Origin of the sequence: Paracoccus sp. (in: a-proteobacteria), from assembly GCF_030604785.1 — a bacterium.
Classification (GTDB): domain Bacteria; phylum Pseudomonadota; class Alphaproteobacteria; order Rhodobacterales; family Rhodobacteraceae; genus Paracoccus.
Genome location: NZ_JAUVVF010000042.1, coordinates 17443 through 27582 on the forward strand (window position 1 = coordinate 17443; position 10140 = coordinate 27582).

At 70.1% G+C, this 10140-nt stretch carries 10 protein-coding genes; 3 read left to right on the top strand and 7 right to left on the bottom strand.

The window, feature by feature from the left end; all coding sequences use genetic code 11:
* Nucleotides 1-4: 4 nt before the first annotated feature.
* Nucleotides 5-1372: an alpha,alpha-trehalose-phosphate synthase (UDP-forming) gene (locus QAR72_RS13055; RefSeq protein WP_304617818.1), complete on the top strand. Its 1368-nt coding sequence runs from the start codon at nucleotides 5-7 to the stop codon at nucleotides 1370-1372.
* 232 nt (nucleotides 1373-1604) lie between these two features.
* Here QAR72_RS13055 and aroQ read toward each other — a convergent pair whose 3' ends face one another.
* Genes aroQ through QAR72_RS13075 form a run of 4 tightly spaced genes read right to left on the bottom strand, consistent with a single transcriptional unit; the run spans nucleotide 1605 to nucleotide 5090 of the window.
* Nucleotides 1605-2033, bottom strand: coding sequence for a type II 3-dehydroquinate dehydratase (gene aroQ / locus QAR72_RS13060; protein ID WP_304617819.1), 429 nt, complete (start codon nucleotides 2031-2033; stop codon nucleotides 1605-1607).
* 58 nt (nucleotides 2034-2091) lie between these two features.
* Nucleotides 2092-3540: an asparaginase gene (locus QAR72_RS13065; RefSeq protein ID WP_304617820.1), complete on the bottom strand. Its 1449-nt coding sequence runs from the start codon at nucleotides 3538-3540 to the stop codon at nucleotides 2092-2094.
* Between the two features lie 56 nt (nucleotides 3541-3596).
* The gene (locus QAR72_RS13070) at nucleotides 3597-4139 is read right to left on the bottom strand and encodes a DUF924 family protein (protein ID WP_304617821.1); all 543 of its coding nucleotides are present in this window, start codon (nucleotides 4137-4139) and stop codon (nucleotides 3597-3599) included.
* 18 nt (nucleotides 4140-4157) lie between these two features.
* Complete coding sequence (locus tag QAR72_RS13075; protein ID WP_304617822.1) at nucleotides 4158-5090, bottom strand: pirin family protein; 933 nt, start codon at nucleotides 5088-5090, stop codon at nucleotides 4158-4160.
* Between the two features lie 151 nt (nucleotides 5091-5241).
* On the opposite strand from QAR72_RS13075, the gene QAR72_RS13080 reads away from it, so the two are divergent.
* Complete coding sequence (locus QAR72_RS13080) at nucleotides 5242-6732, top strand: VOC family protein (RefSeq protein ID WP_304617823.1); 1491 nt, start codon at nucleotides 5242-5244, stop codon at nucleotides 6730-6732.
* Nucleotides 6733-6759: 27 nt separating this feature from the next.
* Here QAR72_RS13080 and QAR72_RS13085 read toward each other — a convergent pair whose 3' ends face one another.
* From QAR72_RS13085 to QAR72_RS13095, 3 genes are read right to left on the bottom strand one after another with little or no spacing between them, the layout of a single operon-like run.
* Nucleotides 6760-7518 carry a VOC family protein gene (locus QAR72_RS13085; RefSeq protein ID WP_304617824.1) on the bottom strand — a complete coding sequence of 253 codons (759 nt, stop codon included), beginning with the start codon at nucleotides 7516-7518 and terminating at the stop codon, nucleotides 6760-6762.
* Nucleotides 7515-8066, bottom strand: a complete 552-nt coding sequence (locus QAR72_RS13090; protein ID WP_304617825.1) for an NADPH-dependent FMN reductase — start codon at nucleotides 8064-8066, stop codon at nucleotides 7515-7517. The genes QAR72_RS13085 and QAR72_RS13090 overlap by 4 nt, the downstream gene beginning before the upstream one ends.
* 28 nt (nucleotides 8067-8094) lie before the next feature.
* Nucleotides 8095-9027 (bottom strand): ring-cleaving dioxygenase, encoded by a 933-nt coding sequence (locus QAR72_RS13095; RefSeq protein WP_304617826.1) that lies wholly within the window; start codon nucleotides 9025-9027, stop codon nucleotides 8095-8097.
* A gap of 122 nt (nucleotides 9028-9149) precedes the next feature.
* On the opposite strand from QAR72_RS13095, the gene QAR72_RS13100 reads away from it, so the two are divergent.
* The coding region (locus QAR72_RS13100) for a LysR family transcriptional regulator (protein WP_304617827.1) at nucleotides 9150-10140 on the top strand (991 nt) is incomplete at its 3' end.

Consider the following 10140-nt stretch of genomic DNA (forward strand, 5'->3'; position numbering starts at 1 on the left):
CCCCATGACCAGCCCGACCTCTTCCCGCCTTGTCGTCGTCTCGAACCGTCTGCCGCTTGGCGACAATCCGTCGGGCGGGCTTGTCGTCGCGCTCGAGGATGCGCTTGGCACGTCGGGCGGCGTCTGGATCGGCTTTTCGGGCGAACCCTCGGACGCGCCCGCCGATCATCTGCACGACCATCCCGGCGCGCGCTTCCGGCGGCTGTCCTTCGATCTGTCGCAGCAGGATCACGACAGCTATTACGCGGGCTACTCCAATTCGACGCTGTGGCCCCTGTGCCATGGGCGGGCCGATCTGATGCGGATCGTTCCCGACTATCTTGAGGGCTATCGCCGCGTGGCGGGCCGGATCGCGGACCTGATGCTGCCGCATCTGCGCCCGGATGACCGGATCTGGGTGCAGGATTATCAGCTTTTCCCGCTGGCCGCCGCCCTGCGCGAACGGGGCGTGACAGCGCCGATCGGGCATTTCCTGCACATCCCCTTTCCGGGGCCGGCCGATTGCGCGGCCTTGCCCAATCCGACCGAATTGTTCGAATGGCTGTCCCATTACGACCTGCTGGGCTTCCAGACGCGCCGCGATCTGGGCGCCTTCGTGGAAAGCGCGCGGCAATTGTCGCAATTCCAGCCCATCGACCGCGACATGATCCGCCTGTGCGGCCGGACCCTGCGGGCCGGGGTCTTTCCCATCGGCATCGATGCCAGCGCCTTCATCGCCGAGGCACGCCAGGCCCCGGACGAGGACCGGATGCGCAGCCTGACCGGGGCGCGCATGATGATCGGCGTGGACAGGCTGGACTATTCCAAGGGCATCCCGCAGCGTTTCCGCGCCTATCAGATGCTGTTGGAGACGCGCCCCGAACTGATCGAGCAGGTCTCGTTCCTGCAGATCGCGCCGCCGACGCGGGGCGAGGTCGAGGCCTATCAGGACATCCGCGAAGAGACCGAGCATCTGGCCGGCCGCGTGAACGGCCAGTTCGCCACGCTGAACTGGACGCCGATCCGCTTCATCCACAGGCCCTTTCCGCGCACCGTGCTGGCGGGGCTTTACCGGCAGGCGCGGATCGGGCTGGTCACGCCGCTGGCGGACGGGATGAACCTCGTGGCCAAAGAATATGTCGCCGCGCAGGACGTGGTCGATCCCGGCGTGCTGATCCTGTCCCGCTTTGCCGGCGCGGCCGAGACGATGACGGATGCGCTGATCGTCAACCCCCATGATCCGCAGGAACTGGCCGAGGCCATGGCCGAGGCCATCGCCATGCCGCCCGGCGAACGCCGCCGCCGCCATGCCGCGCTGCTGCAAGGGGTGGTCGAACAGGACGTGGCATGGTGGTCTGCGCGCTATCTCGAACGGCTTTCCGTCGCAAATTGATGCGCAGATTGCCCGCCATTTGCGCAGATGCGCCAAAATCGTGCCCTGTCCGCGATCTTTTTCTGCAATGCAGCATGAAAGATGCCCGACTCGGATGACCCGGCGCGTCGCGGCTGGCATATTGAACGTACGAGACGCGCACTCGTAGATTCTCCGATTGCCCCCCAATCGGAACGGAAAGCCGCCGGTGCCCGCCGCCCTCCTCCTCCCTCGGCGCGGCCGGCGGCTTTTTTCACCCCAGCAGCTGCATGATGCGGCGCAGGGCGGCGGCATAGCCCTCGATCCCCAGCCCGGCAACGACGCCATCGGCGCGTTTCGAGACGTAGGAATGGTGGCGGAACGGCTCGCGCTTGTGGACCTGCGACAGGTGCACCTCGATGACCGGGCCGTCGAAAGCCATCAGCGCGTCCAGCACCGCGACCGAGGTATGGGTCAGCGCCGCGGGGTTGATGACGATGGCTGCGGCCTCATGCCGGGCCTCGTGGATCCAGTCCACGATCTGGCCTTCCCAGTTCGATTGCAGGAAGCGGATCTCGTGGGGCGCGGCGGCCTTGCGGCACAGGGCCTCGACATCGGCAAGTGTTTCCCGGCCATAGATCTCGGGCTGTCGCTGGCCCAGCAGGTTCAGGTTCGGCCCGTTCAGGACATGGATCAGCGGCATGGTTTCCCCATCGGTTTCGCCCGTCTGTCGCCCTGCCTAGCGCATGGCCCGCATCCTGTCAGCCCGGCAGCGCCACGACAGGCGCGGCGCGGCGGGCCGGATCGACCAGCAGCAGGCCCTGAGCCGTCAGGACGGGCAGCCCGCCCGGCTGCGGCGCGCTGTGCCAGCCGATCGCGCCGTCGGGGGCGATCAGGGCCAGCCGGTCGCCGCGCATCTCCAGCCGCCCCGGACCGGGGGCCTGCCACAGGACCGCACCCTCGCGGATCAGGCGCGGACCGTGCGCGGGATCGTTCTCCAGCCGCAGGGGCGCGTCGGCGGCGCTGATCGCCTGACCGGGCCAGAGCGCATCCTCGATCCGGTCGGGGGCCGCGCATTCGCCCGCAAGGCTGCGCGCCAGCATGGCGCGCAGATCGGGCGTGTCGGGATCGGCGTTCAGGATCATCAGCTTGGCCAAGGCCGCGACCGGCGTCATGTCACCCGCCGCGATCGCGCCGGTTCCCGCGATCCAGGCGCCTGCCGCGTAATCGAAGGCGCCGACCTGCCCCGCCACGGCCCGGCTGGCGATCAGCACCGGCACGCGCGCCGCCCGCAGCGCCTGTTCCAGCGCGCCCCCGCCCTGGGGGATGTTGCCCGCGCCGAAACCCTCCAGCACCAGCCCCGTGGCGCCATCCTCCACCGCCGCGCGGACCATCTGCGCCAAGAGCGGGGCCGAGGCGCGGTGATCGGCGGGCACGGCGGGGATCTGCACGATGCGCTGCGCGTCGATCCGCGCGGCGATCCGGTCCAGCCGCGCCAGCGTCATCGCCCGCGCTTCGGGCGCGTCCAGCGCCAGTTCGGGCGCGGCGGGGCCGGGCAGGGGCCGCGCGGCGCCCATACGGACGCCGATGCCGCGTTCCGCCAGGGGCGCCAGATGCGGGCTGTCGAACGCCGCGAACCGGCTGGTCGAGACCTTCAGCGCCCGGCTGCCGCGCAGAAGGCGTCCGTCGAAGAACAGCCCCACCTCGGGCAGGCGCAGGCGCGCGACCTCAAGCGCGCCGGTCAGGTTGGCCAGCGCGTCGCTGCCCGCGTTCAGGACCAGCCCGTCCGGCCTCTCGCGGAACAGGGGCAGCTGCGAGCCGGTTAGGATCACGGGCTTCGACAGGCAGGCGCGCGGCAGGCCAAGCGCGTCGGGCGCGTTCAGCAGCAGCGCCAGCGCCGTGCCGCTGTAATCCATCGTGTCGGTGCCGTGCAGGATCACGAAGGCGTCGTGATCGGCGTAACGCTCAAGCACGCGGCGCGCGATGCGGCACCAGTCCGAGGGGCGCAGATCGGTGCTGTCCAGCATCCCCGTGCCGCTGTCGAAATGCAGGCCCGTGTCGAAATGCAGCGCCATCCCCGGCAGCGCCGCGTCGAGGGCGGGGCCCAGCACCTGCCGCGCCGCATCCGCGAACCGGACCGAGGGCATGGGCGCCAGGGGCTGGCCCACGCAACTGATGGTGCCGCCGGTATTGATGACGCAGATCCGCATGTCGCCCCCCGTTTTGCGACAGCTATAGGCCGATCACGCCACCAGCATCCAGCCCCTCAGAAGCCGGAATGGGTCTTCAGGAACTCGGCCTCGTCCGACGTCGTCTCGCGCCCGAGGATGGCGTTGCGATGGGGAAAGCGGCCAAAGCGCGCGACGATGTCGCGGTGATCGCGCGCGAAATGCAGCGAGTTCTCGTCGCCGAGCGTCTCATACAGCGCGACCGAGCGGTCCTGCGCGGCCAGATCCTCGGCATGCATGAAGGGCAGATAGAAGAATTGCCGCCGTTCGGGAGGCTGGGCCTGATCGTGGCCGCGATCCAGCGCAGCGGTTGCATGGGACAGGGCCAGCGGGTCGCTGGCAAAGGCGCGGGGGCCGCCGCGATGGATGTTGCGCGGGAACTGGTCCAGCGCGATCACCAGCGCCAGCGCGCTGCCGGCATCCTCGATCCAGTGGTCCAGCCGTCCGGCATCGGCGGCCTCCAGCGTGTCGGCAAATCGGGCGGCGATCTCGCGGTCGATATCGTCGGATTTGGCGAACCAGTAGCGGCTCATCTGGTCCGAGAACCAGAAATCCAGGATCTCTTGCGGCGTCTTCGTCATGGTCTGGGCCTTTCCGGGTCAGGGCAGGGGAATGTGGTCGTCGCGGTCGCCCACGGGCAGGTCGAAGAGACCCTCGCCCCAACGCCCCTCGCGCCATTGGCGTTTCGCCTCTTCGATGCGTTCGCGGGACGAGGCGACGAAGTTCCACCAGATATGGCGTGGCCCGTTCAGCGTGGCCCCGCCAAGCGCCATCAGCCGCGCGCCCCGGTCGCCCGCCTGCACGGTGATCCGGTCGCCGGGGCGGAAAACCATCATGCGCCCGGCCTCGAATTCCTGGCCCGCCACGCTGACGCTGCCCTCGGTGATGTAGAGGCCGCGATCCTCGTGGTTGTCGGGCAGCGGAAAGCGCGCCCGCGCCTGAAGCGCCACGTCCAGATAGAAGGTCTCGGAATGCATCGTGGCGGGGGCACGTTCGCCATAGGCATCGCCCAGGATCAGCCGCGCGGTGACGCCCTGATCGCGGATCTCGGGCAGGGCATCGGCGGCGTGATGTTCGAAGCTGGGGGCGATGTCCTCGGCCTCCTCGGGCAGGGCGATCCAGGTCTGGATGCCCAGCAGGCTGCTGGGACCGGCGCGCACGGTATCGGGGCTGCGTTCGGAATGGGTCACGCCGCGCCCGGCCACCATCCAGTTCAGCGCGCCGGGCGTGATGATCTGGTCGGCCCCGGTGCTGTCGCGGTGCTGGAAGCTGCCGCGATAGAGATATGTCACCGTGCCCAGCCCGATATGGGGATGCGGGCGCACGTCGATCCCCTGATCGGTCAGGAATTCGGCCGGACCCATCTGGTCGAAGAAGATGAAGGGCCCGACCATCTGGCGCCGGGGCGCGGGCAGGGCGCGGCGCACCTCGAACCCGCCCAGATCGCGGGCGCGGGGGATGATCAGGGTCTCGATGGCTTCGGCGCCCACATCGTTGGGGCAGCCGGGGGTCAGGGCGGGGTTCCAGCTCATGCGTTCCTCCTGTCGGTTGGTCAAAGGGTGGGCGCGTCAGAGGCGAGGGGCAAGGGCGCAGGCGTTCGCCCCGGCCGAACGCCGGGTTGGGGTGCGACCCGGTGGCGGCGAACGCTTCGGCGCGTCATCTTGGCGCCGAAAGGAGGTCGCCATGAGTGGACTTCATCATGTGACGGCCGTCACGCGCGACGTGCAGGCCAATGTCGATTTCTGGATGGGCTTTCTTGGCCTGTCGCTGGTCAAGCAGACGGCGGGTTTCGAGGATGCCGAGCAGCTGCACCTGTTCTATGGCGATGCCACGGGCGCGCCCGGAACGCTGGTCAGCTTTCTGGTCTGGCAGGGCGGCGCGCCCGGCCGCGTGGGCCACGGACAGGCCGCCGAGATCGCGCTGGCGATCCCCCGCGCCCGGATCGGCGACTGGCTGACCCGCGCGATGCAGCACGGGCTGTCGGTGCAGGGGCCGGTCCGCGAATTCGGCGCGCCGGTCCTGCGGCTGCGCGACCCGGACGGGATCATCGTCAAGCTGGTGGGGCTGGACATCGCCGATGCCGGCTGGCCCGCACCGCCCGCGCATCTGGCGGGCGTGACGCTGTGGTCCGGCGATGCTGCGGCGACGGCGGGTTTTCTGGCGCGCTTCGGCTATGCCCCGGCGGGGTCCGAGGGGGGCGTCACGCGCCTGCGCTCGGACCGCGACGTGCTGGATATCCGCGACGCGGCGGGCTTCGTTCCGGGTATTCCCGGCACCGGGGTGATTGACCATGTCGCCCTGCGCGTGCCAGACCGCGCCGCGCTGGAGGCTCATGCCGCCGAACTGGACAACACCACGGCGCATGACCGGCTTTACTTCGCCTCGCTCTACATGCGCGATCCGGCGGGACTGCTGATCGAGGCGGCGACCGACGGGCCGGGCATGGCGGTGGACGAGACCGAGCCTGGCCGGACCCTGAAGGTCCCGCCGCATTTCAGTGACACGACCGACCTGCGGCTGCGCCTGCCGCAATTCGCCCGACCGGGCGAGGAAAGGAGACCCATGCGCGACCTGCCCTTCATCCACCGCATCCACACGCCCGACGACCCGGACGGATCGACCCTGATCCTGCTGCACGGCACCGGCGGGAACGAGACCGACCTGATGCCTCTGGCCCACCGGATCGCGCCCCGCGCCACGCTGCTGGGCCTGCGCGGCCGGTCGACCGAGGAAGGCGTGGCCCGGTTCTTCCGCCGCCTGTCGATGACCACGTTCGACCAGGCTGACATCCGCGCCGAGGCCGAGGCCTTCGCGGCCTTCTGGCAGGGCGCCATGTCGGCCTATGACCTGGACCCGGCGCGGATATCGGTGCTGGGCTATTCCAACGGCGCGAATTTCGCGGGCGCGGTGATGGCGCTGCATCCGGGGCTGATCCGGCGGGCGGTGCTGATGCGGCCGATGCTGGCGCTGGACCCGGTGCCCGAGGCCGATCTGTCCGGGCTGCGGGTGCTGACCCTGCAGGGCGCGCGAGATCCTTACGGCGCGCATGCCCCGGCGCTGAACGATTGGCTTGCCCGTTCGGGCGCCGATCTGGATGCGCGGCTGATCGCCGCCGGGCACGAGCTGGCGCAGGCCGATCTGGATGCGGCCGGCGCCTGGATGGCGCAAGCGTAAGAAAAGGGCCCCCGGCGACGGGGGGCCTTATTCCTGCATCAGGAAAGGGATGCCGAACGGGTCGGTGCGGTCCGGCCCGGCCATGCCTCTCAGCGCGACATGGGCCAGACCTGTCTGACCCGAGGGGCGGGCTCCGGCGCCCCGGCTGTTCCACACATTCGCGGCCAGATGATGGTGGTAGCCGTCCCAGCCATACCAGCGCCCCCCCGGCGCATCGAAACTGCGCGTCAGGCTCAGATCGCCGGTCAGGAACGCCTCGACCCGGTCCAGATCGCCGGTCTGCAGATGGACATGACCGATGGTCGTGCCGTCGGGCGCGCCCCGCCACACCCCGTCCGCCGCCGAGGCCAGATCGTTCAGGTCCAGCCTTGCGGTGAACATCTCGACCCGGTCGCCGTCACGGCGCCAGTCGGTGGTGGGGCGGTCGCGGTAGATCTCGATCCCGTTGCCCTCGGGGTCGTCGAGGTAAAGCGCCTCGCTAACGCCGTGATCCGAGGCGCCGGTCAGGCGCAGCCCCATCCCGGCCGCATGGCGCAGCCAGCGCGCCACGGCAGGCCGGTCGGGCAGCAGAAAGGCGGTGTGGAACAGTCCTGCCTGCGCGGGATCGCGCGGGCGGGCGGCCGGATCGGCGATCAGGCGCAGCAGCACATCGCCGCTCGCGCCCAGATCGCGCTGTGCGCCGTCGCCGCCCATCGGGGAAAGGCCAAGCGCCTTCTCGTAGAAGGCCGCCATCGCGTCGGCGTCGCGGACAATCAGCGCGACATGGGCGATGCCGCGTCGGCTCATGCACGGCCCCCGATGCTGGCGGCAAAGCCCGCGACGAAATCGGCCAGCTTGCGGCGCGTCGCCTCGTCGGTCAGGTTGCCCTGATCGTCATAGAGGCCGCCCGCCTTGGAGACCAGCAGCCGCCCCTCTTGCCAATGCCGCGTGCCAAGCGCGCGCAGCACGGGCAGCCAATGCGCCTGTGCCAGCATCGTGCCGAAGCCGCCGGGCGAGGCGCCGATCACTGCGACGGGCTTGCCCTGAAACAGGGCGGCGGCCTTGCCGCTGCCCATCCAGTCGATCGCGTTCTTGAAGACGCCGGGAATGCCGTTGTTGTATTCCGGGCTGACCAGCAACAGCCCGTCGGCCTGTTCCAGCGCCTCGCGCAGGGCGATGACGGCGGGGGGCGCGCCATGCGCCGCCTCGTCATCGGCATCGTAAAGAGGAACCCCCGCGATGCTGCCGATCCGCAGCGTGACGCCCTCGGGCGCCACCTCCTGCGCGGCGCGCAGAAGGCCGGTATTGAAGGACAGCTTCCGCAGACTGCCCGAAATCCCCAGAATCGTCGTCATCGCGTCTCCTTTCGCCAGGCGCGGCGTGTCAGGCCAAGGGCTTCAGCCCCGCCTCGATCTGCGCGCGCTTGCCTTCCAGGAAGGGCGGCAGCGAGAGGGATTCGCCCATCGTCTCGAACGGTTCGTCCACATCGAAGCCGGGCCCGTCCGTGGCCAGTTCGAAGAGATTGCCGCCCGGTTCACGGAAGTAAAGCGACCGGAAGTAGAAGCGTTCCACCTCGCCGGAATTCGGGACGCGGAAACCGGCGACATGGCGCGCCCATTCCGTCAGCGCCGCATTGTCCGGCACGCGGAAGGCGACGTGATGCACCCCGCCCGCGCCCTGACGGGCCTGCGGCAGACCCGGCTGGACCGCCACATGCAGTTCCGCGGCGGCACCGCCCGGACCCATCTCGAACACATGGACCTGGCCCTGCCCGTCGGGGCTGGCATAGTCGCGGACCTTGCGCATGTTCATCACACGGGTCAGCACCGCCTCGGTCGGGGCAAGATCATGGACCGAGATCGTGATCGGCCCAAGGCCGCGGATCTGGTGCTTGGCGGGGATGTCGGTGCCCTGCCAGGGCTGCCCCTGCGGATCGGGGGCGGCGACCAGGCGCAGGCGCTGACCCTCGGGGTCCTCGACATCAAGGCTGGGGCGGCCGTCCAGGGTGGTGATCTTGCCTGCCAGCCCGTTCAGGCGGCTGGCCCAGTAATCGAGGCTGTCCTCGGCGACGCGCAGCCCGGTGCGGGTGATCGCGTTCGTGCCGCGCCGCTCGCGCGGGGCCGGCCAGTCGAAAAAGGTGATGTCGGTGCCGGGGCTGCCCGCCCCGTCGGCGAAGAACAGGTGATAGGCCGAGGTATCGTCCTGGTTCACCGTCTTCTTGACCCGGCGCAGGCCAAGCGTTTCGGTATAGAAGCGGTTGTTGGCGGGCGCATCGGCCGTGATCGCCGTCAGATGATGGATTCCGGTCAGTTCCATGGGGGCCTCCTGTGCGTGCTTGCCCTCGAATATGGGCCAAGGCGGGCGTTCGCGGCACCCGTCAGGCCGGCAACGCCGCGTTCGGTTCTTGCGAACCCATCCGGTCGTGATAGGGTCTCCCCATGGGCTGGGGCATCACGGATATCGAGACCTTTCTGGCGGTTCTGGATGCGGGCAGCATTTCGGGGGCGGCGGCGCGGGCGGATCTGTCGAAATCCGTGGTCAGCAAGCGGATCAGCGATTTCGAGGCCGCCCTGGGCGTCGCGCTGTTCACCCGCCATGCCGGGCGGATCACCCCCACGGACAGCGCGCTGGCCCTGGCCGAGCGGCTGCGCCCGGCCCTGGCCGAACTGGTCGCCGCGACCGAGAGCGCATCCGGCCCCGGTGCCGAACTGCGGGGGCGGCTTGCCATCGCCGCGCCGATGAGTTTCGGCATCCGCCATCTGGGGCCGGTCATCGCCGGCTTTGCGCGCGCCCATCCGGGGCTGGAGATCGTGCTGGATTACGATGACCGCCATACCGATCTGGGCCGGGCGGGTTTCGATCTGGGGCTGCGGATCGGGCATCTGAAGGACAGCAGCCTGATGGCGCGGCGCCTGTGCGAGGACCCTCGCGTGCTGGTCGCCAGCCCCGATTACCTGGCGCTGCACGGCGCGATCGACACGCCGGCCGATCTGGCCGGGCACGAGGCAATCGGCTATCTGAACGCGCGACTGGGCGAGATCTGGCCCTGGGCAGAGGGGGTCGCGCCGCCGCGCAGCGGGCGCGTCTCGGCCAATAACGGCGAGGCGATCCGCGATATGGCGGTGGGCGGGCTGGGGCTGGCGCTGCTGCCCCTGTTCATCGTGCATGACGCGCTGCGGACGGGGCGGCTGGTGCAGGTCCTGCCGGATCTGGTGCGCGAGCCGCTGCCGATCAGCGTGGTCTGGCCGCCGATCCGGCCGATGCCGCGCAAGACGCGCGCCTTCGTCGATCACATCGCGGCGGCCTTCGCCGCCGACCCGCCATGGCAGCGGGGTCTTTTGCGTCCCGCGACGGGGGGGGGGGGGGGGGGGGGGGGGGGGGGGGGGGGGGGGGGGGGGGGGGGGGGGGGGGGGGGGGGGGGGGGGGGGG

Coding starts and splice junctions, on each gene's coding strand:
- QAR72_RS13055 (WP_304617818.1), top strand. CDS start 5: ATGACCAGCCCGACCTCTTCCCGCCTTGTCGTCGTCTCGAACCGTCTG.
- aroQ (WP_304617819.1), bottom strand. CDS start 2,033: ATGCCGCTGATCCATGTCCTGAACGGGCCGAACCTGAACCTGCTGGGC.
- QAR72_RS13065 (WP_304617820.1), bottom strand. CDS start 3,540: ATGCGGATCTGCGTCATCAATACCGGCGGCACCATCAGTTGCGTGGGC.
- QAR72_RS13070 (WP_304617821.1), bottom strand. CDS start 4,139: ATGACGAAGACGCCGCAAGAGATCCTGGATTTCTGGTTCTCGGACCAG.
- QAR72_RS13075 (WP_304617822.1), bottom strand. CDS start 5,090: ATGAGCTGGAACCCCGCCCTGACCCCCGGCTGCCCCAACGATGTGGGC.
- QAR72_RS13080 (WP_304617823.1), top strand. CDS start 5,242: ATGAGTGGACTTCATCATGTGACGGCCGTCACGCGCGACGTGCAGGCC.
- QAR72_RS13085 (WP_304617824.1), bottom strand. CDS start 7,518: ATGAGCCGACGCGGCATCGCCCATGTCGCGCTGATTGTCCGCGACGCC.
- QAR72_RS13090 (WP_304617825.1), bottom strand. CDS start 8,066: ATGACGACGATTCTGGGGATTTCGGGCAGTCTGCGGAAGCTGTCCTTC.
- QAR72_RS13095 (WP_304617826.1), bottom strand. CDS start 9,027: ATGGAACTGACCGGAATCCATCATCTGACGGCGATCACGGCCGATGCG.